The following is a 23,361-nucleotide window of genomic DNA, read 5'->3' on the forward strand; positions in this document are numbered from 1 at the left end:
AGGCAGCTATTTTGCGAGCGCAGCGAGCGTATCGCGATACTTGTCCATGATCTCGTCGGCGATTTCCATCGTCCGCTCGAAATCCGGATCGTAGGGCAGCGCCTGGAAACCACCGCCGGGCAATTCGACGATATGCAATTGCTGCCCGCGCTTGAGATCGAGCCGCTGCATCAGTTCGCGCGGCAGCAACAACCCGTCCGAATTGCCGATCTTCTTGATCTCGATCTTCATGGCCGCACCTCGTTATACACTTGTATAACATGACCCCGCGCGATCGTTCAACAAATGTTTTACGGCCCCTACCTCAGCCCATCGCCTCCAGCTCGTCGATCATCCCGGCGATGACGCTGAGCCCGCCGTCCCAGAACTTCGGGTCCTTGGCATCCAGCCCGAACGGCCGCAGCAGCTCGGAATAGTGCTTGGTGCCGCCGGCGGCGAGCATGTCGAGATAGCGCTCGGCAAAGCCTTCGGCCGCATTCTCGTAGACGGCGTAGAGCGAGTTCACGAGGCAGTCGCCGAAGGCATAGGCGTAGACGTAGAACGGCGAATGGATGAAATGCGGGATGTACATCCAGTAGTTCTCGTAGCCCGCCTTGATCTCGATCGCGGGCCCTAAGCTCTCGCCCTGCACCGACAGCCAGATCTCTCCGAGCCGCGTCGCGGTGAGCTCGCCGTTCTTGCGCTCGGTGTGGACCGCGCGCTCGAAGGAATAGAACGCGATCTGCCGCACCACGGTGTTGATCATGTCCTCGACCTTGCCGGCGAGCAGCGCCTGGCGCTGTCTTGCATTCTTGGTCTGGGCAAGCAGCCGCTTGAACGTGAGCATCTCGCCGAACACGCTCGCGGTCTCCGCCAGCGTCAGCGGCGTCGGCGCCATCAGCGCGCCGTTCTTCGCGGCGAGCACCTGATGGACGCCATGGCCAAGCTCATGCGCGAGCGTCATCACGTCGCGCGGCTTGCCCTGGTAGTTCATCAGCACGTAGGGGTGCGCCGACGGCGTGGTCGGATGCGAGAACGCCCCCGGCACCTTGCCCGGCCGCACCGGCGCGTCGATCCAGCGATCGGTGAAGAAGCGCTCGGCGATATCGGCCATCCTGGGAGAGAAGCCTCGATAGGCCGTCAGCACCATGCTTCGCGCCTCCGGCCAGGCAATGACGTCGGTTGCTGCAAACGGCAGCGGCGCGTTGCGGTCCCAATAGGCCAGCCGCTTCTTGCCGAACCACTTCGCCTTCAGCGCATAGTAGCGATGCGACAGCTTCGGATAGGCCGCGCGCACCGAGGCAACCAATGCGTCGACCACCTCACGCTCGACGCGGTTGTTCAGATGGCGGGAATCCGCAACGTCCTTGAAGCCGCGCCAGCGGTCGGAGATGTCCTTGTCCTTGGCCAGCGTGTTGGTGATCAGCGCAAAGGTGCGCTCATTGGCCTTGAAGGTCTTCGCCAGTGCCTCCGCCGCGCTCTTGCGCTTGGTGCCGTCGCGGTCCTGCAGCAGGTTGAGCGTCGGCTCGATCGCGAGCTCCTTGGAGCCGACCTTGAAGCGCAGGCCGGAGATGGTCTGGTCGAACAGCCGGTTGAAGGCGGAATAGCCGGTCTGCGCCTTCTCCAGGAAAAGCTGCTCGAGCTTGTCGTCGAGCTGGTATGGCTTCTCCTTGCGCAAGTCTTCGATCCAGGGACGGTAGTAGGCGAGCTCGGCGGCCTGCATCGCGCGGTTCAAAATATCGTCATCGATCCGATTGAGCTCGAGCGCGAAGAACAACAGATGCGTTGACGCCGCCGTCAGGCGCTCGGACACGTCGCCGTAAAACTTTGAAATCGCAGGGTCCACGCTGTCGCCGGCATGGACGAGACCGGCATAGGAGCCGAGACGGCCGGCGAGATCGTCGATCGCCTCATAGCGTCGCACGGCTTCAGCGAGCCATTTTCCGCCATCTTCGTTTGCTGTCCCTGTCGCCAGCTTGCCCTTGTAGTCCGTCTCGAAGGCGACGCAGTCGGCATCCAACTTTTCGAGATCGCGCGCCACTTCCGGCGCGTCGATCCCGGAATAGAGATCGGCGAGGTTCCACTCCGGAAGCTTGCCGGTCTTGCTCGCAGGATGTGCGGGCGAAGGCTTGGAGGATTTTTTCTTGGCAGCGGATTTCTTGGCGGCGGATTTCTTGGTGGCTGGCTTGCGGAGTGCAGATTTTGCGAGTGCGGTCTTGGAGCGCGAAGTCATTGTGTGGAAAACCTGTGTTCAACAATCGCGACGGCGGGCGGGGGCATCAAGGCTTAAGCATGCGTTAATCGGCTTCGGCCAGAGTGCCCCGATTCGAGACAGATAGTAGTAGCGTGCGGGGAACACCATGGCTGCCAGTATTTTGATCGCCGACGACGACGCTGTAGCCCGCCGGCTGGTCGAAAACATGGTGCAGAAATGCGGCTATGAGACGGTCGTCGTGGACTCCGGGGACGCCGCAATTGCCACCCTGACCGCCCCCGATGCACCGGCCATCGACGCCGTCATCCTCGATCTCGTGATGCCCGGCCTCGACGGCATGGGCGTACTTGCGAAAATCCGCGAAGCCGGCCTGACCATCCCCGTCATCGTGCAGACCGCCCATGGCGGCATCGACAACGTGATCTCGGCGATGCGCGCGGGCGCGGCCGATTTCGTCGTCAAGCCGGTCGGCGTGGAGCGGCTCCAGGTCTCCTTGCGCAACGCGCTCAACACGTCCGCGCTCAAGGGCGAATTGCAGCGCATCCGTCACAGCCGTGAGGGCCGGCTGACCTTCTCCGACATCATCACGCGCGCTGAGGCAATGACCCCGGTGATGCGAGCCGCGCAGAAGGCGGCAAATTCCGCGATCCCCGTGCTGATCGAGGGCGAGTCCGGCGTCGGCAAGGAGATGTTCGCGCGCGCCATCCATGGCAGCGGCGAGCGCAAGGCCAAGCCGTTCGTCGCGGTCAATTGCGGCGCGATTCCCGACAACCTCGTCGAGTCCATCCTGTTCGGCCACGAGAAGGGCGCCTTCACCGGCGCCACCGAGCGGCACATGGGCAAGTTTGTCGAGGCCCATGGCGGCACGCTGTTTCTGGACGAGGTCAGCGAGCTGCCGCTGACCGCGCAGGTGAAGCTGCTGCGCGCGCTCCAGGAAGGTGCCGTGGAGGCCGTCGGCGGCCGCAAGCCGGTCAAGGTCGACGTCCGCATCATCTCGGCAACCAATCGCAAGCTGCTGGAGCGGGTGAAACAGGGACATTTCCGCGAAGACCTGTTCTATCGCCTGCACGTGCTTCCGCTGACGATCCCCTCGCTGCGCGCCCGGCCCGAGGACATCCCGCATCTGCTCAGGCATTTCCTGGCGCGCTTTGCCGCCGAGGAGAACCGCCCGATCACCGGCATCAGCGGCGAGGCGGTGGCGCACCTGGCCCAGCTCGACTGGCCCGGCAACATCCGCCAGCTCGAAAACGCGGTCTACCGCGCCGTGGTGATGAGCGACGGCGACCAGCTCGACATTGGCGATTTCCCCCTGCTCGCCTCGCAGCCGCATCCCGTTACGGATATTCCGACCGCTCCGCTGATGCTCGAGCCGGCGGCGATGCCTTCCATAATATCAGGTAATGAAATACCGATCGCGCCACTGACTGCCGTGGGAACTCTCACCATGCTCACCGCGACCGGCGATGTGCGCGCGCTGGAGGACATGGAGAACGAGATCATCCGCTTCGCGATCTCGCATTATCGCGGCCAGATGTCCGAAGTGGCTCGCCGCCTCAAGATCGGCCGGTCGACGCTCTACCGCAAACTCGACGAGGCAGGGGTTCCCGGACATGGCGGCAAAAGCGGTGAGGAGACGCACTGAGCCAGCTGCGAACGCAGGTTCGCGCGACGGTGCGCCACAGCTTTAACCCGTTCGCATGGCGACAGAATTCGACTGCGATTTGAACCGTGACCCGGAAGTGACAGACAGAGGGAAAACCGCGTGGCAGAAGCGCACAATCCGTTGCCAAGAGGCCCCCTTGAAGTCAGTTTGTCGTGAGTTGTCCCGGGTAGCGCTGGCCGCAAAATCGGGGCCTGTATATCGTCTGCGTAAGAATCGTTGCGTGCAGGCGTGCAACTTTCGAGAGGCCGGCGCGGTTTAGCCGAAGCTCATCAATAGGCGATAACGAAGCTGTTCCACGAAGGGACAGTTCACCCGAGGGGTGCGACACAATGCGTGACTGTTTGAACCACCGTGCGGGCTTTGACCGCGTCTTGATGACGGTCGCGGCGACCTTCCTCGCGGTGTCCGCCAGCTCGGCCCTGGCGCAGGACCAGGCGCGCAGCAGCGCCGCCGAGCTCGCGATCGAAGCTGCGATCCCGCGCCCCGAGCCTGCAAACGTCCCGCCCCCCACTGCAGCCGACATCAAGTTGGACACCACCGCCACGGTGCAGGATCCCACCAAGGAAATCGCCAAGGAGTCCGTCAAGGCGGACGCCGCGCCAGCGCCGGACAAGGTCGAGACCAAGCCGTCCGACGTCGCCACCACGCCGGCGCCTGAAGCGCCGAAGAGCGAGGCTGCGAAGAGCGAGGCTGCGAAGAGCGAGGCTGCGACCGAGCCTGCAAAGACGGAGCCTGCAAAGGCTGATACCGCGACCGCCACGCCGGCCGCTCCCGCAGCACCTGCTGCAGCGGCTCCCGCCGCCGAGCCGGTGAAGGCCGCGAGCAACGTGCCCGCCGCCGACCAGCCGGTCGCGGACAAGCTCAAGGACATCGTCGGCGCCAAGACCTCGCGCTATTTCGACCGCAAGAACGAGCGCGCGGCGATCGAGAAATTTTACGGCGCACGCGATTTCGCGCCGATCTGGACGCAAGGCGGCAACCTGACCGCCGCGGCGAAGGGCGTGATCACGCGGCTGAAGGACGCGGCCTCCGACGGCCTCAATCCCGCCGACTATCCGGTGCCGGATTTCGCCGCCGCCACGACGCCCGACGCGCTGGCGGATGCCGAGCTCAAGCTCACCGCCGGCATGTTCGACTATGCGCGCCATGCCCAGAGCGGCCGCATGCATTGGTCGCAGGTCAGCGGCGACATTCTCTATCCCGAACATCCGGTCGACCCCAACGAGGTGCTCGCCAAGGTCACGACCGCGGCGGATGCTTCCGCAGCGCTCGACAGCTACAACCCGCCGCACAAGCTCTACAAGGAACTGAAGGCCAAGCTCGCCGAGCTGCGCGGCCAGGGCAACGGCCCGGTGATCGAGATCGCCGACGGCCCGGCGCTGAAATACACCCCGGCCAGCAAGAAGCGCGCTGAAATCGTCGTCGAAGATCCGCGCGTGCCGCAGCTCCGCGCCAAGCTCGGCCTTGCCGAGAACGCCAGCGACACCCGCTACGACGCGGCGGTCGCCGAGGCCGTGCGCAAATTCCAGAGCGGCGCCGAGATGAAGGCGACCGGTATTCTGGACGACAGGACGGTCAAGGCGCTCAACACCCCCAAGCGCGACAAGCAGATCGACGTGGTGGTGGTGAACATGGAGCGCTGGCGCTGGCTGCCGCGCGACCTCGGCGCGCCTTCGCTGGGTGATGCCTATGTCATCCTCAACATTCCCGACTTCACGTTGAAGGTGATGCAGCGCGGCCAGCAGGTCTGGACCACCCGCGTCGTCACCGGCAAGCCGGGCCAGCACGCCACCCCGCTGCTCACCGAGACGATGAAGTACATCACGGTCAATCCGACCTGGAACGTGCCGCCGTCGATCGTCTACAATGAATACCTGCCGGCGCTGCAGCAGGACCCGACCGTGCTTCAGCGAATGGGCCTCAAGCTCGAGCAGAACCGCGACGGCTCGGTGCACATCTCGCAGCCGCCCGGCGAAGCCAACGCGCTCGGCCGCATCCGCTTCAACTTCCCGAACAAGTTCCTGGTCTATCAGCACGACACACCGGACAAGAATTTGTTCGCCAGGGACGAGCGCGCCTTCAGCCATGGCTGCATGCGCGTGCAAAATCCGGATCAATACGCCTCCGTGCTGCTCAACATCACCCTGCCGAACGAGAAGTACACGCCGGAGCGCGTGCGCAGCATGTACGGCAAGAGCGAGATCGACCTGAAATTCCCGACCCCGATCCCGGTCAACATCACCTATCAGACTGCGTTCGTGGATGACGCCGGCAAGCTGCAATTCCGCAAGGACATCTACGGCCGCGATGCGACCATGATCAACATCCTGAAGAATAGCCGCGGCAAGGACCTGGAGAGCGTCGTCGCCCACTCCCAGCCGAGCTATTCGCGCCCGGCGACGACGTTGCCCTCCGGCGTGGCGGTGGCCAACAATGGCGGTGGCTTCGGTTCGTCCGGCCTGAACTTTTTCGAGCGGCTGTTCGGGGCGGCTCCCACCCCGCCGCCGGCTCCGGTCGGGCGCCGCCCGCAGCAGCAGCGGGTGTTTACCCGCTGAGCCCGGCTCGGCGCCTCATTTCCGAAAATACCGCAATGATATCAGCGACCCCGTCCCCCTGGATGGGGTCGCTTAACGTTAACCATCGTCAACCTGGGCCTGGGCAGCGGGCTTTTTTTGGCCACAGTCAACCGCTTAGGATTGTATTCTGACTTGGTTTGGGGGCGGGAAGGTCAACCTCGAATTAACCTTCTTGCTTTAAGAAAGCGTTCATTCTCTTCGCGCTGCTAACGGGGTTGGCGGGAGAGTCCATTTTGAACGCTCGTCGACTGGGTGGGCTCATACGTGCTGACTGGTCTTGCACGCCAATTCGTTGTGCTGTCGTTGTCCCATGCGGGGGTGAAGGCCGGATCCCGGATCGGCCTCGCCTCCGTGTTGCTGCTTGCCGCCGCAGGCTCGGTCCACGACGCCGCGGCACTGAACGAGACCAAGACGCTCTCCTTCCACCACACCCATTCCGGCGAAGACGTCACCGTCACCTTCAAGCGCGACGGCCGCTATGACGAAGCCGCGCTGAAGCAGCTCAACCACTTTTTGCGCGACTGGCGCACCCAGGACGAGACGGTCATGGACCGTCGCCTCTTCGACATTCTCTGGGAAGTCTATCGCGACGTCGACGGCAAGCAGCCGATCCAGATCATTTCCTCCTATCGCTCTCCCGCCACCAACGCCATGCTCCGCCGCCGCTCCTCCGGTGTGGCGCGCTCCAGCCAGCACATGCTGGGACATGCGATGGATTTCTACATTCCGGGCGTGCCGCTGGAGCAGATCCGCTTCGCCGGCCTGCGCCTCCAGCGCGGCGGCGTCGGTTTCTATCCGACCTCCGGCTCGCCCTTCGTCCATCTGGATACCGGCAGCGTCCGGCACTGGCCGCGCATGACGCATGACCAGCTCGCCCGCGTCTTCCCGGACGGCAAAACGGTGCACCTGCCGACCGACGGCGTACCGCTGAAGAACTATGAGCTGGCCAAGGCGGAGATCGAGCGGCGCGGCAGCGGCGACGATGCCGGCAGCAAGCCGAATTTCTTTGCCGCCTTGTTCAGGAGCAAGCCGGCTCCCGCCGCCGCGAGCAGCGACGAGGACGACGAGGGCGCGCCCGCAAAGGCCGCGAAGCCGTCCGCGCCGACCGTGGTCGCAGCCGCCGCCAAGCCCGCCGAGCCGGTGCCGACGCCCCGCGCCAAGCCGCAGATCGCCGCGACCCTCCAGCTCGCCTCGGCCGACGCGCAGATCGTTGCGCCGCCCAAGCCGAAGCCCGCGCCCGTGGCTGACAAGCCGGCGACCGGCAAGTCTGTTGAAGGCAAGTCTGTTGAGGGCAAGCTGGAGACCCCGGCCGACATCATCAATGCCCGCGGCTTCTGGGATGATGTCCCGGCCGCGCCGCAGCAGGCGACGCCGGCTCAGGTCGCAGCGTTGAAGGCGCGTCAGGCGCTGGCCGCCGCCACCGAGCCGCAAGCAACCGCGAGCGTGTCCAACGCAGCCTTCGAGGCCCTGGCTTACGCGCCGGCCGCCTCCCCGGTCGGCCGCGCCAATGTCGTCGCCGCCTCCGCGCCGATCCCGCGCACCGCCCGCCCCGCTGCTGCCTCCCGCAGCGTGGCTCAAGCGACGGAGATCAACATGGTGGTCGGCAAGAGCATCGACGGCAGGATCGCCACCGCCACCCGCCTCTCCGCGGCCGGCGAAAGCATCTGGCTCAAGATCGTGATGCTGTCACCGAGCGCCAGCCGCGCGATGTCGGTAACGCTGATGGGAGAACTCGATACCGCGGCGCTGCGAAGCTTTTTCGTCAAGCCGCAATCCGTGATCACGATGGGTTTTGCCGACGATCCCATGTACGGCCTGTCCTGCGAGAGTTTTTCGGGCAGCGCGACCGCGAGGCTCGAGACGACGTCCTTCGTCGTGCGCACCGCCGCGCTGCGCTGAGTCCCGGGTGTCAGCAAGGCTCTCTCTGATCTTCCTCGCTCCGGGTCGATCAAGCCGGCAGGCCAGCCGCGATGAGGCCAGACTCGTGGCGCTGCCGGTCGAGTTCGCGCTTGTAGTGCAGCGTCGCAAGATGAGCTGCCACCGAGAACCCTGGCTCGCGCTTCAGGACCTCCGCGGCGTGAGCGCCAGCCGCGATCGCATTCGTCATCTGCGCGAATGTCGCCGCCAGAAACGCATGATGGGTGTAATCGGGGCGTGTGATCCTTGAAAATGCCTCGGCGGCCTCGGCGTATTTCTCCGCACAATAGTAGGCGCGGCCCAGGTGGCTCCAGAAGCGCTCGGGATGATAGGGATTAAGGCGCATCGCTTTCCTGATCCAGTCGATGCCTTCCTCCGGCAGGCCCAGCCAGGTCAGGAGCTCCCCCTGTTGCACGACCACCAGGTCGTAATTCGGATTGAGGGCGAGCGCACGCTCCTGATGATAGGTGGCCTTCTCGTAATCGTGACGCGTCAGATTGAGTGCGGCAAGAATCCGGTGCACGTCCGCGTCATTGTCATCGAGCGCCAGCGCGATCTCGAGTTCCGAAGCCACCTGCTCGAAGGTCGCCTCGCGGTCGGCGCACCAGCCATAGATCCAGCACTGGCCGAGCACGCATGCCTTCCAGGCATGAGCGTGGGCATAGTTCGGATCCATCGCGAGCGCACGGTTGAGCAGCGTCTGCGCCTGAGCGTTGTCGTCGCGGGTTGACCGGTGATGCAGGAGCTTTGCAGCCAGCACGCATTCGTAAGCGGGCATGTTGTCGGTCGGCTTGCGCTTGGTGCGGTCGTGCGTTGCGGCTTCTACCCGACCGGGCAAAGTCGCCGCGATCGCGCGGGTCATCTCGTCCTGGATGGCAAAGATGTCCTGGAGCTCGCGGTCGTAGCGTTCGGCCCAGATATGGCGGTCGGTCTCTGCATCGATCAGCTGCACGGTGACGCGGACGCGCTCCCCGGCCTTCCGCACGCTGCCCTCGATGACGTAGTCAACTCCGAACTCGCGGCCGATGTCCTGAACCTTTACGGCCTTGCCCTTGTAGACGAACGTCGAGTTGCGGGAGATGACAAGCAGATCGTGAAAGCGTGAAAGCTCAGTGATGATGTCCTCGGTGAGACCGTCCGCGAAGAACTCCTGCTCCGGATCGCCACTCATATTGGCGAATGGCAGCACGGCGATGGACGGCTTCTTCGAGACACCCGGTGGCGTCAGCGCAGTGTTCGACCCGTCGAGCAGGCCTGCAGGCCCCTCCACCAGCCGAATGCGGAAGACGCGGATCGGGCGGGCGATGTTCTTGACGCTCTGTTCACCGAGATCATCGAACTGAACTCCGTCCAGGCGGTCGCCGACCTGATCGCGCACCGCGCCTGAAACGCAGATTCCCCCAGGCTCGGCCAGCGCCTCCAGTCGCGCAGCGATGTTGACGCCATCGCCGAAAATGTCGCTCTGATCGACGATCACATCGCCCAGATTGATGCCGATGCGGAATTGTATCCACCGCGGCGGCGGGACGTCGGCATTGCGCCGCGCCATGCGGCGCTGAACCTCGGCGGCACAGAGCACGGCATCGACGACGCTGTAGAATTCGGCCAGCATGCCATCGCCGGTCGTCTTGATGATACGGCCGCGGTTCTTGGCAATGGCTGGATCGATGAGTTCGACCCGATGGGTCTTGAGGCGCGCGAGAGTGCCGGCCTCGTCGACCTCCATGAGCCGGCTAAATCCGACCATGTCGGCGGCGAGGACCGCGGCGAGCCTGCGCTCTGGTCCCGGCACATCCATCGCTCGGTCTCTTCCCCGAGCAATCTAGCAGACGCAGAGGTTCTGCCCAAGCGTGATGAGCGGCAACACCCGGGCGATGCGCCTCAGATCATCCCCAGCGCCTGCATGTAGGTCTCGAGAATGGTCTCGGCCTCCGCGCGCTCGTTGGGGTCCTGCTTGCGCAGGCGCACGATGGTGCGCAGCGCCTTGACGTCGTAGCCGTTGCCCTTGCTCTCGGCATAAACGTCGCGGATGTCGTCGGAGATCGCCTTCTTCTCTTCCTCCAGCCGCTCGATGCGCTCGATGATGGACTTGAGCTGGTCCTTGGCAAATTTCGTCGCGGGCTCGTCGTCGCGGACGGCGGCGTTGGTGGCCATCTTGTACTCCCAATGGAACTGGCAAACGGGGTGACGCCGGCATCCCTCACCGCGCGTGCTGCTAGACCCTTAGGGTTGACGCCGCTTGCGTTCAAGGCAGCATCGCGCTCGTCCACAACGCGCCCACACCTTCCTGTGGCGGTTCGAAGAAAGCTGTTGTGTGGTGCGACTCAGCAGGCCGCAGGTGGCCGTTCAATGCCCGTGGGGATGGACCTTCTTCATCGTCTCGAGTTGTTCGGGCGTGGCCGTGCCCTGGTATTTCGACTTCCAGGTCTCGTAGGGCATGCCGTAGACGGCTTCCCGGCTCTCGTCCTTGCTCAGCGCGACGCCCTGGGCGTCAGCGGCGTCCTTGAGCCAGTTGGAGAGGCAGTTGCGGCAGAAACCAGCCAGATTCATCAGATCGATGTTCTGGACGTCCGTCCGGCTCCGCAAATGATCGACCAGGCGCCGGAAAGCCGCCGCCTCGAGCTCCGTTCTGGTTTTGTCGTCGATTGCCATGGCTGTATTCCTCAAGGCCCGCCCCGATGGCGGTCACCCTTACGGGATCAGGTGGGTCCTGTCACAGATTTTGCCATATCGCGGCGCAAACGGACCAACGCCCGCCTCCGGGACGGGCCCCCCCGGCCCAACGCCAAATCGTCAATGATCTGGTATAGCTTCCGCGACAATGATTGCCGAATCTCCCCCCTTCCCGCTTCGCCTGGTCGCCCGGTTGGTCCCGGTGCTGGTGGTCGCCCTGCTGTGCCTTTACGCCAGCCCGGCCTCGGCCGATTTCCGCCTCTGCAACAACACATCGAGCCGGGTCGGGATCGCGCTCGGGTACAAGGACGCCGAGGGCTGGACCACCGAAGGCTGGTGGAACATCTCGTCGCGCTCTTGTGAGACGCTGCTCCGGGGCACGCTGGTCGCCCGCTACTACTACATCTATGCCATCGACTATGACCGCGGCGGCGAATGGTCGGGCCAGGCCTTCATGTGCTCGCGCGACAAGGAGTTCACCATCCGCGGCACCGAGGATTGCCTTGCGCGCGGCTATGACCGGACCGGCTATTTCGAAGTCGACACCGGTGAGCAGCGGGCCTGGACGGTGCAGTTGACCGACGCCAACGAACAACAGCCGGCGCAGCAACGCGTACCTGGCCTGCCCGGCCCGGTTGGCCCGGGGGGCGTTCCGGGTTTGCCCAATGGTCCGCCCGGTGGTACGCCCCCCGCCGCGCCTGGCCTCCCGCCAGCTCCCTCGCCCCCGTCTGGAAACAAGCCATGAGGCGTCTCCGCCGTATCAAGATTCTCGCGACTCTGGGACCGGCTTCTTCAGACCTCGCGATGATCCGCCGACTGTTCGAGGCCGGCGCCGACCTGTTCCGCATCAACATGAGCCATACCCCGCACGACAAGATGCGGGAACTGGTGGCGACGATCCGCAACGTCGAGAGCAGCTATGGCCGGCCGATCGGCATCCTGGTGGACCTCCAGGGCCCCAAGCTCCGGCTCGGCGCCTTTGCCGAAGGCGCGGTCCAGCTCCAGAACGGGCAGACCTTCACGCTGGATTCCGACAAGACGCCGGGCGACGCCACCCGCGTCAATCTTCCGCATCCAGAGATTCTGGCTGCGCTGCGGCCGGGCCATGCGCTGCTGCTCGACGACGGCAAGGTGCGGCTGATCGCGGAGGAGACCTCGAAAGAGCACGCGGTGACGCGTGTCGTCGTCGGCGGCAAGATGAGCGACCGCAAGGGCGTCAGCCTGCCCGACACCGATCTGCCGGTCTCGGCGATGACGCCGAAGGACCGCGCCGACCTCGAGGCGGCCCTCGTCACCGGCGTCGACTGGATCGCGCTATCGTTCGTGCAGCGCGCCGAGGACGTCATCGAAGCCAAGAAGATGATCCGCGGCCGTGCCGCCGTGATGGCCAAGATCGAGAAGCCGCAGGCGATCGATCGCTTGGCCGACATCATCGAGGCCTCCGACGCGCTGATGGTGGCGCGCGGCGATCTCGGCGTCGAACTGCCGCTCGAGCGCGTGCCGAGCCTGCAGAAGCAGATGACGCGGATGGCGCGCCGCGCCGGCAAGCCGGTGGTGATCGCGACCCAGATGCTGGAATCGATGATCCAGTCGCCGGTGCCGACCCGCGCCGAGGTCTCCGACGTCGCCACGGCCGTCTACGAGGGTGCCGACGCCATCATGCTGTCGGCGGAATCGGCGGCCGGCAAATTCCCGGTCGAGGCGGTCTCGACCATGAACCGCATCGGCGAGGAGGTCGAGCGCGACCCGACCTACCGGTCGGTCATCATGGCCCAGCGCCCCGCCCCTGAATCCACCGTGGGCGATGCCATCGCGGACGCCGCCCGGCAGATCGCCGAGACGCTCGACCTGCCCGCCCTGATCTGCTGGACCAGCTCGGGCTCGACCGCCGTGCGCGTGGCCCGCGAGCGGCCGAAACCGCCGATCGTGGCGATCACGCCGAACATCGCCGCCGGCCGCAGGCTCGCGGTCGTCTGGGGCGTGCATTGCGTGGTGGCGGAAGACGCGCGCGACCAGGACGACATGGTGAGCCGCGCCGGCCAGATCGCGTTCCGGGACGGCTTCGTCCGCGCCGGCCAGCGCGTGATCATCGTCGCCGGGGTGCCGCTAGGCATCCCCGGCACCACCAACATGGTGCGCATCGCCTCGGTCGGCCCCGAGGGCGACGCGAACATGTAGGCCGGCCAGCACGCGCCGAACAAAAAGTCGAAAAACAACCCCATGCACAGTAGCCGAAGCTTCCGGCGCGCTTGCTGCGGTTTTGCGAAAAGGCCCGCTCAGTCAACGACCTGAGCGAGGTCAGGCCGCCGCCTCGGCCGCGCGGCGATCTTACGCCCCGACCAGCGCCTTCGTCGTCGGCAGCAGCGTCTGCTGCACCACGAGGCCGCGGGCGCGGGCGTCCATGACGCCGACCGCACGCAGCGCCAGCAGCGTCACGGTCTGCACGGCATCGCGCATCTTGACGGGATCATCGAGATTGTCGGGCGCGAGCGGCCCGACCAGGGCCTCGTGCAGCGCGCCGAGCAATGCTGTGGCGGCAAGCGCGGTGTCCTGCGCCGGCAGATGGCCGGCACGCACCGCAGCGTCGATCCGCGAGGCCATCTCGCCCGCGATCTCGCGCCGGCTGGCAAGGCGCGAGGCACTGACATCGACGTCGACAGGCTCGGCCAGGATGCCCCAGGCCAGCCTGCGCTGCGACAGGGTATGGACCGCCACGGTGGTCACGGCCGCCGCCAGCGCCGAGGACGGCCCCGGCGCGGCGTCGGCTGCCCTTCGGATCGCCGCGAGCTCGTCGCGGGAGACCTCGGCAATGAGTTCGGAGATCAGGTCGGCCTTGGAGGGGAAGTAGCGGTAGACAGTGCCGGCCGCGACATTGGCCCGGACCGCGACGGGCGCGATCTGCACCGCCGCCATCCCGCCTTCCGCCGCCGCGTCCCGCGCCGCCGCCAGAATCGCGCTGCGCCGCGCCGCAAGGCGCTTAACCACTTGATGCGTCCGCCGATAAACCATGGCGCGCTTCCTGTCCCACACGCCGGCCGCATGCCCTGCGGCCCAACGCTTCGTCACGTCAAAAGATGCAAATCGCCCCGCAAGGACTGAACAACTATTCAGAGTGAATGACAAGATGGGAAATGCGTGAAGCGCCATTGCGAGCGGACGGAGGCGCCAAGCCTGCATCGACGGCATTTTGTCGAGGCCGCCGTCCAAACGCTGGGAGTTTGCCCGGAGCAGCGCGGGATCAACGTCACACTTGGCCGGTCCGTTCGACGTGCAACAAACCCATCGCGCGGCCGAACGAGTATTCTTCGAGGGCTTGGACCGCCAGTTCACAATTTGAGTTCAGTGGTCGCCGTTCCGCCTGTGAGCATTCCGCCTGGGATTGCGCTACGATCATAAACTTATAGGTTCATTTATCCTGTTCACAGCCGGACGTTGATATCAGTCGCGCGCAGTGTGCTGATGGCGTCGACCCTCACTGCCAGGCAATTTCGAAAGTTCGAGCGAGATCGGCGCTGTCAAGCTGCGGTGTGGGGTCTCATGGACGAACGGAGCGTGCGACATGAATCGGCTCTTGGGCCTCGCGCTCATTTGCTTTCTGATGCTGACGTCAGACCGCGCGGCAGCCAGCGACTTATTTTCGGTGCGGTGTGAAGGTGGCGCTCCGGTTCGCCTCTACTTCGCAACGTTCGACGTCGATGCCAAAGCGGTCGTCTTTGAAACGCCGCCGATAAACGTCGAAACAAATTTCGGTATCAATGCATACTCAGGAGAGATCAATTCCACAAAAAATGGAAAGTTCGAATTTGTAGTGCGCATCGGTCCAGGGCGGCTCGATCTGATCTTTGATCGCAATCAAAAGACCATGACTTGGCAGGGACTAGAGGACCCCACCTTTCGGCCGACGTTGGTCCACAAGTGCACCGTCACACCGCCGAGAAGCATTTTGAGCTTCCGGGTTCGCGATCCCATTCTGCATCCGATCTCTGTGCGCTGTGAACACACAGGCGCGGTGTACTTTACGATGGATGCCGCTTCGAAAACAGCACTCTATGAGCGTGGCAGGGAAGGAAGAGGGTTTCGCGGCGAGGTCACGGATGCCGGCCAGGATGAGGTCACGCTGTCGATGAATTTCGATGTCCCTCGCCGGGTCGTATGGAGCAGAAATCGCCAGACCATTACGATCGAAGGTATCGAGGGCGATGCGGCGCGACCTCGCACTGTCATGCAATGCCAAGAAGTCGCGCCTCGAACAATGATCGAATTCTATAGAGACCAACAGCGGTAAGATGCAAATGCGGATGCGAGCGCGACGCAACTCCGAGCTGCGTGTGAGCAGATAGTAAACGCATCCTTGCGCCGCATGGTGCGGAAAACCGGTGCGATTTACCCCAACTTAAAGGCGATCATGCTCAGGTGCTGGCGCGCTGTTGTGCGTGGTCGTTCATTCTCCCGAGAGCCCGATGTCCATTTCCATCACAAGCAGCGTTCCGGTCCGCGGCGTTGCGCGCTGGGTCATGCCGCTCTGTATCGGCGCCATCGTCTACGTGTTCTTTCTGGGCATCGGCGACATCATGCTGCGCGATTCCGATACGCTGTGGCAGATCAAGATCGGGCAGTGGATCCTCGAACACCGCGCACTCCCCTACAACGACATTTATTCGTTCACGCGAGCCGGCGAGGCCTGGATCTCGAGTTCATGGCTGTCGCAAGTCCTGTTCGCGCTTGTCTACGAGCCATCGAACTGGTCGGGCCCCGTTATCCTGACATCGCTTGCGATCGGTGTGACTGCGGCGATTTTCGTCTACTGGCTCGAGCCCTATCTGGAACCTGCGCGGGCCTTTCTGCTCCTGACCCCGCTGCTCGCGATGTCGGTCGGCCACGTTCTCGCCCGTCCGCACATGCTGGCGCTGCCCGTCATGCTGGCCTTTGTCGGAGGGCTGCTGGCGGCCGCCGATCGGCGTGGCGCACCCTCCTGGCTGTTGCTGCCCTTGATGGCGCTGTGGGCCAATCTTCACGGCGGCTTCGTCATGGGCCTGGCACTGATTGGAGCCATTGGCCTTGATGCGATCGCGTCCTCCGATCGCAAGGACCGGCTTGCACTGGCGGCGCGCTGGGCCGTGTTCGGCCTTGCTGCGCTCGCCGCAAGCTGCTGCACGCCCTATGGCTGGAACACGCTCCTGGCGTCGACGAAGATCCTCAGCCTCGGCAAGCTGCTCTCGATGATCTGGGAGTGGATGCCGGCCGACTTCAGCTCGCTTGATCTGTTTGGAGCCAGCCTGCTCGGCTTGATCGCCATCGGCTATTGCAGCGGGGTGGTGCTGTCATGGACCCGAATTTTTCTGCTGCTCGGGCTGATCTGGGCGGCACTCAACCACGTCAGAAACATCGAGGTCTTCGCGCTGTTGACGCCCCTCGTGCTGGCAAAACCACTCGCCGAGCATTTCGGAGTGACGAGAGCGCTTGCGCTGAAGGGAAGCGAGGCGCGGCCCTCCTTTGCCTTGACCGCAATCGCGGCGCTGGCCATCGTCGCGGCCGGCTGGAGCATCACGCGGTCCTATGCCACGCCGAGCCGGTATGCGTTCATCGGCAATCAATCGCCTGCGGCAGCGGTCGATCTGCTCGAACGGCGGCACGCGCAACGGATCTTCAGCACCGCTCCGATCGGCGGCTATCTGATCACGCGCAACATCAAAAGCTTCATCGATGGCCGCGCCGAGCTGTATGGCGAGCAGTTCGTGCTCGACTACTTCGATGCCGTCGAGGGCAAGAACGTGGACACCCTGCTGCGGCTGCTCGAGACCTACCGGATCGACGCGACGTTGCTGAACACCACCATTCCCGCCGCCAGGATCATGGACCATCTGCCGGGCTGGAAGCGGCTCTATGCGGATGATATCGCCGTGGTTCACGTCCGCGACGACGCGCCGGCGCTGCCTTCCGCGTCCGGTGAGCCAAGACCGGGCCGTTAGCTTCTCGCCGGCCTTCGCATACGCAAAGCTTGCCTTGAGCCATCCTTCGCGGCATCCGGCTGCGACGCGCTCTCAGGCGCTCTTGCAGCGGGACATCCGAGGCCCATCGCAAGGCGCCTGCCAAATCGCACGCCTTGAACCATGCACCTCAGCCGGTCGTTCGGCTGCAGGCGCCTCATACGAAAAAGAGCCCCGCCAGAGACGGGGCTCTCAAAAACTCGCAGCTCGTTCAGTCTTACTTGAGGCTGGTCGAGATCGAGCCGAACTTGCCGTTCAGCGTGGTGCCGAGATTGTTGACGACGGTGATGATCGCCAGCGCGATGCCGGCGGCGATCAGGCCGTATTCAATGGCGGTGGCGCCGGATTCATCCTTCACGAAACGCGCAACGAGGTTCTTCATAGAGTGCTCCAAATGGGTACACGAGGCTTACAACTGATCTGGTCTTTTCGGCTTCCCAGCGCCGCCCGACCATGGAACCGAACGTAGAGGCAAAGAATTGCGCCGCAGTTAATTCGACTGCGTAAACATCGAGCGGTTTGCGTGTATTCGCCCATGGTAAATCGAAACCCAAAACAATCCATTAAATTGTCGGGACACGAAGCCGGCCCGGCCGGTTTACCCGAAGTTATGACCGCCGTGGTCCAATGCCGCCCGCTCGGGCTGAAGCCGATGAGATGAATCGTTCATCGCGCTTCAGGTCTGTTTGAGCATGATCTTCCCGGAATACCGCTACACAGTTTTCCGGATCATGCTCGGCCCGACGAGAACAACAGGACGACGAGGCGGCATGTCCCTTTCCCTTGCCAACAGCATCGCGGTTCAGAGCCGCGCGCGGGCTCTGGTGCCCTTGTGCGTCGGTGCCGGCGCGTACCTGTTCTTCCTCTATCTCGGCGACACGCTGCTTCAGGATTCGGACTCGTTCTGGCAGATCAAGATCGGGCAATGGATCCTCGACCACCGCGCCATGCCCACCACCGACTTCTATTCCTTCACGCGAACGGGCGCGCCGTGGATATCGACGTCCTGGCTGTCGCAGGTGGCGTTCGCCTTCTCCCATGCGCAATTGGACTGGGCAGGTCCGGTCATCCTCACCGCGGTCGCCGTCGCGCTCGCGGCCGCAATCTTCGTCCATCTGCTCGACGCGCAGATCGGGGCTCCGCGCGCCGTGCTGTTCGCGATGCTGGCACTGCTGCTGTCGATCCATCACGTGCTGGCGCGTCCGCATATCCTGGCGCTGCCCGTCATGGTGGCGTGGGTCGGTCTGCTGATGACGGCTGCCGACCGCAAGAGGGCGCCGTCCTGGACCTGGCTGCCGCTGATGGCGCTCTGGGCGAACCTGCATGGCGGCTTCGTGCTGGGCCTCGCGCTGATCGGTCCGATCTCGCTCGAGGCGGTCGAGCACGCCGAGAAGGGACGGCGGCTTGCCCTGTTCATGCGCTGGGTGCTGTTCGGAGTCGGCGCGCTGATCGCGAGCTGCTGCACACCCTACGGCTGGCGGACGCTGCAGGGCGCGACCAACATCCTCAGCCTTGGCGAGCTGTTGTCGCTGATCTTCGAATGGATGCCGGCGAACTTCGCCACGTTCACCTCGTTCGAAGGCGCCCTGCTCGCCCTGATCGCATTCGGCTATTATCGGGGCCTCGTGCTGTCGGCGCCCCGGATCTTCCTGATCCTGTTCCTGACCTGGAGCGCGCTGACCCATGTCAGAAGCATCGAGGCTTTTGCGTTCCTGGTGCCGCTGGTGTTGGCAAAGCCGCTCGGCGAGATGTTTTCGCGCCCGGCGCCCGACGCCGCCGGTGCCGACCGCCGGCCGGCCCGCTATGTCACCGCGGCTGGCGCGCTGATGATCGTGGCGGCAAGCTGGACCTCGACGTCGCTCTATCTGGGGCACCACCGCTTCACCTTCACGATGACCCAGACGCCGGTTGCGGCGGTCGACTTGCTCGAGCAACGCAAGGTGCAGCGCATCTTCAACGCCTACCAGTTCGGCGGCTATTTGATCTCGCGCGATATCCCTGTCTTCGTCGACGGCCGCGCCGAGCTCTATGGCGAGAAGTTCGTCGTGGACTTCTTCAAGGCGACGGAGGGCAAGAGGCCCGAGCTGCTGCCGCGCTTGTTAGACGAGTACAAGATCGACGCGACGCTGTTGGTGGCTGACGCGCCGGGCCCGCAGATCCTCGACCAGCTCAAGGGCTGGAAGCGGATCTATGCGGACGACATCGCGGTCATCCATGTGCGGGACAACGGGCAGAGTGCGGCTGGCAGGTCCACGCCCGCAGCATCAAATTGAGGGCAGGACGATGTCGCCCCCCGTCCTGCCGACCGAGCGACGATCGGCCGCTGCGCCGAATCCTGCGATCGTGCTCACGATCACCTGGGCGGCGATCGTGGCGGCGCTCGGGTTTCCCGCGATCAAGACGGGGGTGTTCGACGCGCTGTCGACCGACGACGCGATGCGGCTGGTCGAGGTGCGCGATCTCCTGGCCGGCCAGGGCTGGTTCGACCTGACCCAATACCGGCTCGATCCTCCCGGAATCGCGATGCACTGGTCCCGCATCGTCGATGCGCCCCTGGCCCTGTTGATCCTCCTGTTTCGGCCCCTGCTCGGCCAGCATGCTGCCGAAGCGCTCACGCTGGTCGCGTGGCCCTCGCTGTTGATGGGCGCCGCGCTCTGGCTCGCAGCGACGATCGCAAGTCAGGCGAGCGCGCCGGCCGATCGCGCGCGGATGCGGCTCGCCACGATTCTGGTCACGGCGTTGTCGATCCCTGCCCTGATCCACTTTCGCGCCGGCGCGATCGATCATCACAATGTACAGATCGTGCTCCTGCTCGGCTTCGTGCTCTGCATCACCGGTCTTGAACACTCTGCAGCCAAGGCGGCTCTGGCCGGATGTCTCGCTGGGCTGTCGCTGGCGATCGGGTTGGAAATGCTACCCGCGATCGCCGTGGCAAGCGCGGCCGTGATGGGGCTGCTGATCTGGAAGGGCACTGAAGCCCTGCGCTCCGCCGGCGCTTTTGGTGCAGGCCTCGCCGGGTCGTCGCTGCTGCTGGCACTGCTGCTGCTCCCGCTGAACAGTCTTGCCAGGCCGGTCTGCGATGCCTTCGGCGGTCCGATCCTGCTATTGTCTGCGGGCGGCGGCATCGCGCTGCTTGCGGTGGCCGGCGTCAGCTATCTCCGCCGGTCCATCTGGATGCGGCTCGCGGCGGCTGCGCTCGCCGGTGCGCTCCTGCTGGGCGCGTTCTTCAAATCGTATCCGAGCTGCGTTGCCTCGCCCTATGCGCAGGTCGATCCCCTGCTCGTCAGCTTCTGGCTCGAGCGGGTCAGCGAGACCGTGTCGGTGACGGAGCTGGCGCGGATGCAGCCGCAGAAGCTGCTCGCGTATTATGCGTTTCCGTTGCTGACGCTCGGTCTCTGCCTTGTCGCCATCATTCGCGACACGCCGCAGACGCGCTTTCGCTGGATCGTCTCGACCGTCACGCTCGCAGCGCTGTTCGGCGTCAGCCTGTGGGAATTGCGCGGCGGCGCCGCCGCCAACATCGTCGCGGCCCCCCTCTGCGTCATGGCAATCGCGGCGCTTCGCCCGGGTGCCGCGGCCAATTGGGGGCTCTTACGTGCCGCACTGCTCGTATCGCCCGCCACCCTTGGCGGCGTCGGCTTTGCCATCTGGCCGGCATTCGCCGCGGGAACGAGCGGCCACGAGATCGCGATGCCCGATCCCAACGTGTCCTGCCAGACCATCTCCAGCGCCACGCCGCTCGCCGCGCTGCCGCCCGGGCGGGTGATGGCGCCGATCGACTCGGGTCCTGCGATCCTGGCTGCGACGGGCCATTCCGTGTTCGCCGGCCCCTACCATCGCAACAACGACGGCAACCTCGTCATGGTGCACACGATGACGGCAACACCGGAAGCTGCGCGCGCAATGCTCCGCGCGCGGCAGGTCGACTACATCCTGACCTGCAACCGCTCTGCCGATCAGGGGGACCTTGTCCGCATCGCGCCGGAGGGCCTCGCCGCACGGCTCGGGCGCGGTGAAGCTCCGGATTATCTGGAGCCGGTCGAAGCGATGTCGAAACCCGGCTGGACGGTCTGGCGCGTGCGCAAGTGAGAACGCGCGAGCCGTGCCCATGATTTCAACGTACTGCGGATCGCCGGCCTGATCCGGAAGTGCATTAGCCGACGAGATCGAGCAGGAGCAACGCGACGCTTGTGAATAAACCTGCAACCGGCACCCAGAAAGGCACGACGAACACCCCGGCAGGAGGTTTCGGTTCGCTCGCCTTGATCCGAAGAAGCGCGAGGTTGACCAGAGCAAAGACTCCAAGCGTCAGCCGTGAAGTCCATTCGGCCAATCCGGTCAGCGGAATGCCGAGCGCGAGGATCAGAATGGCGCCAACCCCAAAGAGGGTTGCAACCACCGGGGCACCGCTTCTGGAATTCACTCTTGCGAGAAGAGACGGAAGACTGCCCTGATCCGCCAGGCCGTACAGCACACGCCCGATCATGATCATGTGAACGATGATCCCATTGAGCGTCGCCACCACCGCAATCGCGCTCAGCACCGAGAGAGGAAGCCCTGTCAGCCGCTGAAATACCAGGGCCAGAGGAGCCGATGAGCGCGCGAGCTCGGCCGGCGGCACGGCGACCACCGCAATCCAGACGACAGCAACGTAGAGGAGCGCCGTCACGCCGAGGGTGATGAAGAGGGCCCAAGGCAGGGTCCGAGAAGGATTCTTCATTTCCTCGGAGATGTTCACCAAATGCTCGAACCCGATGAACGCAAATACGGCGAGCAGCGCGGTCTGTGCGATCCCTGTCCAGGCTGTCAGGTCGGTCATGGGAACCCACAACTCGGGCAGCCGAGAGACCAGAGATTCACCCTCGAATAGGCCGGCCCCGATGATGAGGATCAATCCTCCGATTTCCACGACCGTCATCAGGCCAGCGAAGCTGATGGACTGAACCGCGGACAGGCAGGCGATCGCTCCCATCGCAAGCACGACGCCGGCGACGATCCAGGCCGAAGGCAGCGGCAGGAATACGCCGATATAGCCGGCGCTCCCGACAGTGATGGTTGCGCCTGAAATCGTCGCTGCGGCGACCACGAGCAGCCCCGTGGCAGCGCCGAGCCATTTGCGGTGAAATGCGGTCCGGACATAGGCAGCCTCGCTCGCCGCAACCGGCAGTCGGGTGCCCAATTCAGCAAAGGTGCCCGCGGTCATGCCCATCACGACCGCAGCAGCGAGAAACGCCAGAGGCGCGTGCATCCCGCTCCGCGCGGCGGCCGCCCCCACCAGGACGTAGATTCCGGCACCGATCGTCACGCCGAGCCCGTAGAGCACGGCGTGCGTCAGCGTGAGCGATCTGATCAGCTTTGTGGACTTGTGCGGCGTCGTCGTGCTGCCCGGTCGATGAGTGGCAGCATCTGTTCTCACCTCTTGCATGGACCAACGTCAATGCGAAAACAGAATCGGGATGGGCGGCTTGGACAGCAGACTTCTCGTCGCACCGCCAAGCACGAATTCCCGCCACCTGGGCGTTCCGTACGCGCCCATCACAAGCACGTCGATGCCGTGAGATAGCACGTACGCTTCGAGGACCTCGCCGATCGGCTTGCCTTCGGCGTCGACCTTGTCCAGCACGACCTCGATGCCGTGACGGGCCAGGTTCTTTGCCAGCTCTTCGGCGGAACGTTTGGAATCCAAAGCCTTTTCATTCGTGACAGTCACGATGCGCACATTTTTCGCCCTTTCGAGCAGAGGAAGCGCGTCGGAAACCGCTCGGGCGGCGGTGCGGCTGAAGTCCCAGGCCACGCAAACAGCATCGAGCCGGAATGGACGCGATCGCGGCGCCGTCGGCAGGATCAGCGTCGGCCTGCCGGATTCGAAGATCACCTCCTCGGCATCCCACCGCTCGTGGGATTTCCGCATCGGCATGATCGTGAGATCGCGAAGCCTTGCATAATCGACCAGCAGTCCCGGCTCGCTTTGGGTTGCACATTGCTCGAAGATGGTCTCATGCCGAACGCCGGATTTCACGGCCGACGCTTCGAAAGCCGCGAGCAGCGCTTGCGCATTCTGGCGGCTCCTGGCGGCCTCGCGCGCGATCATCGCAGGGATGTCGATGATCGCATTCCCAAGCAAGCTCTCGCGCACTTCCAAATGCACTTCGCAGGAAATGGCTGCGAGGTGCGCATCCAGGACGGCGGCTATCGAAACCGCATCGTCGATCGTCGAGACCGGCGTCGGTTCCGGATAGCTCGCCAGGGTCAGCAGAACATCCTTGAAAGCCATGTATCCTCCTTTGACGAGTTGGAGCCTAACGCCGTCAAGGTCCCCTTTCTTGATCGACCGCAACCGATTCAGCCGCG

At 64.4% G+C, this 23,361-nt stretch carries 18 protein-coding genes; 9 read left to right on the top strand and 9 right to left on the bottom strand.

Annotated elements, in window-relative coordinates; all coding sequences use genetic code 11:
* Positions 1-6: 6 nt before the first annotated feature.
* Both ACSHT2_RS15610 and ACSHT2_RS15615 read right to left on the bottom strand, forming a co-directional pair.
* Complete coding sequence (locus ACSHT2_RS15610) at positions 7-231, bottom strand: AbrB/MazE/SpoVT family DNA-binding domain-containing protein (RefSeq protein ID WP_061850860.1); 225 nt, start codon at positions 229-231, stop codon at positions 7-9.
* Positions 232-304: 73 nt separating this feature from the next.
* On the bottom strand, positions 305-2,212 hold the full coding sequence (locus tag ACSHT2_RS15615; protein WP_440642333.1) for a M3 family oligoendopeptidase: 1,908 nt from the start codon (positions 2,210-2,212) through the stop codon (positions 305-307).
* 127 nt (positions 2,213-2,339) lie between these two features.
* On the opposite strand from ACSHT2_RS15615, the gene ACSHT2_RS15620 reads away from it, so the two are divergent.
* The 3 genes from ACSHT2_RS15620 (at position 2,340) to ACSHT2_RS15630 (ending at position 8,332) form a co-directional block, all read left to right on the top strand.
* Entirely contained in the window at positions 2,340-3,836 is a 1,497-nt protein-coding gene (locus tag ACSHT2_RS15620; protein ID WP_440642334.1) for a sigma-54-dependent transcriptional regulator, read from the top strand.
* Between the two features lie 350 nt (positions 3,837-4,186).
* Positions 4,187-6,412, top strand: coding sequence for a L,D-transpeptidase family protein (locus tag ACSHT2_RS15625; protein ID WP_440642335.1), 2,226 nt, complete (start codon positions 4,187-4,189; stop codon positions 6,410-6,412).
* Between the two features lie 273 nt (positions 6,413-6,685).
* Positions 6,686-8,332 carry a DUF882 domain-containing protein gene (locus ACSHT2_RS15630; RefSeq protein ID WP_440642336.1) on the top strand — a complete coding sequence of 549 codons (1,647 nt, stop codon included), beginning with the start codon at positions 6,686-6,688 and terminating at the stop codon, positions 8,330-8,332.
* Positions 8,333-8,381: 49 nt separating this feature from the next.
* On the opposite strand, the gene ACSHT2_RS15635 is transcribed toward ACSHT2_RS15630, so the two are convergent.
* From ACSHT2_RS15635 to ACSHT2_RS15645, 3 genes are all read right to left on the bottom strand, one after another.
* Complete coding sequence (locus ACSHT2_RS15635; RefSeq protein ID WP_319331594.1) at positions 8,382-10,148, bottom strand: adenylate/guanylate cyclase domain-containing protein; 1,767 nt, start codon at positions 10,146-10,148, stop codon at positions 8,382-8,384.
* 83 nt (positions 10,149-10,231) lie between these two features.
* Positions 10,232-10,504: a DUF2312 domain-containing protein gene (locus tag ACSHT2_RS15640; protein ID WP_440642337.1), complete on the bottom strand. Its 273-nt coding sequence runs from the start codon at positions 10,502-10,504 to the stop codon at positions 10,232-10,234.
* A 192-nt stretch (positions 10,505-10,696) separates the two neighbouring features.
* The gene (locus tag ACSHT2_RS15645; protein ID WP_440642338.1) at positions 10,697-11,002 is read right to left on the bottom strand and encodes a DUF1244 domain-containing protein; all 306 of its coding nucleotides are present in this window, start codon (positions 11,000-11,002) and stop codon (positions 10,697-10,699) included.
* Positions 11,003-11,171: 169 nt separating this feature from the next.
* Between ACSHT2_RS15645 and ACSHT2_RS15650 the strand changes: the two genes are divergently transcribed.
* Positions 11,172-11,768, top strand: a complete 597-nt coding sequence (locus ACSHT2_RS15650; RefSeq protein ID WP_440642339.1) for a DUF1036 domain-containing protein — start codon at positions 11,172-11,174, stop codon at positions 11,766-11,768.
* The gene (pyk, locus tag ACSHT2_RS15655) at positions 11,765-13,201 is read left to right on the top strand and encodes a pyruvate kinase (protein WP_440642340.1); all 1,437 of its coding nucleotides are present in this window, start codon (positions 11,765-11,767) and stop codon (positions 13,199-13,201) included. The genes ACSHT2_RS15650 and pyk overlap by 4 nt, the downstream gene beginning before the upstream one ends.
* Positions 13,202-13,351: 150 nt before the next feature.
* Here the strand turns inward: pyk and ACSHT2_RS15660 are convergent, their stop codons facing one another.
* On the bottom strand, positions 13,352-14,032 hold the full coding sequence (locus tag ACSHT2_RS15660) for a helix-turn-helix domain-containing protein (protein ID WP_440642341.1): 681 nt from the start codon (positions 14,030-14,032) through the stop codon (positions 13,352-13,354).
* A 550-nt stretch (positions 14,033-14,582) separates the two neighbouring features.
* On the opposite strand from ACSHT2_RS15660, the gene ACSHT2_RS15665 reads away from it, so the two are divergent.
* Positions 14,583-15,308, top strand: coding sequence for a hypothetical protein (locus ACSHT2_RS15665; RefSeq protein WP_440642342.1), 726 nt, complete (start codon positions 14,583-14,585; stop codon positions 15,306-15,308).
* 175 nt (positions 15,309-15,483) lie between these two features.
* Positions 15,484-16,992 (top strand): hypothetical protein, encoded by a 1,509-nt coding sequence (locus ACSHT2_RS15670; RefSeq protein ID WP_440642343.1) that lies wholly within the window; start codon positions 15,484-15,486, stop codon positions 16,990-16,992.
* A 235-nt stretch (positions 16,993-17,227) separates the two neighbouring features.
* On the opposite strand, the gene ACSHT2_RS15675 is transcribed toward ACSHT2_RS15670, so the two are convergent.
* Positions 17,228-17,392 (bottom strand): Flp family type IVb pilin, encoded by a 165-nt coding sequence (locus ACSHT2_RS15675; protein WP_124159097.1) that lies wholly within the window; start codon positions 17,390-17,392, stop codon positions 17,228-17,230.
* Between the two features lie 388 nt (positions 17,393-17,780).
* Between ACSHT2_RS15675 and ACSHT2_RS15680 the strand changes: the two genes are divergently transcribed.
* Both ACSHT2_RS15680 and ACSHT2_RS15685 read left to right on the top strand, forming a co-directional pair.
* Entirely contained in the window at positions 17,781-19,283 is a 1,503-nt protein-coding gene (locus ACSHT2_RS15680) for a hypothetical protein (RefSeq protein ID WP_440642344.1), read from the top strand.
* Positions 19,284-19,293: 10 nt separating this feature from the next.
* On the top strand, positions 19,294-21,099 hold the full coding sequence (locus ACSHT2_RS15685; RefSeq protein WP_440642345.1) for a hypothetical protein: 1,806 nt from the start codon (positions 19,294-19,296) through the stop codon (positions 21,097-21,099).
* A 64-nt stretch (positions 21,100-21,163) separates the two neighbouring features.
* Here ACSHT2_RS15685 and ACSHT2_RS15690 read toward each other — a convergent pair whose 3' ends face one another.
* Both ACSHT2_RS15690 and ACSHT2_RS15695 read right to left on the bottom strand, forming a co-directional pair.
* Entirely contained in the window at positions 21,164-22,435 is a 1,272-nt protein-coding gene (locus ACSHT2_RS15690; protein ID WP_440642346.1) for an APC family permease, read from the bottom strand.
* Positions 22,436-22,444: 9 nt separating this feature from the next.
* Positions 22,445-23,284, bottom strand: a complete 840-nt coding sequence (locus ACSHT2_RS15695) for a universal stress protein (RefSeq protein WP_440642347.1) — start codon at positions 23,282-23,284, stop codon at positions 22,445-22,447.
* Between the last annotated feature and the right edge of the window lie 77 nt (positions 23,285-23,361).

It is taken from the genome of Bradyrhizobium sp. PUT101 (assembly GCF_052043945.1).
In the GTDB taxonomy this organism is placed as follows: Bacteria; Pseudomonadota; Alphaproteobacteria; order Rhizobiales; family Xanthobacteraceae; genus Bradyrhizobium.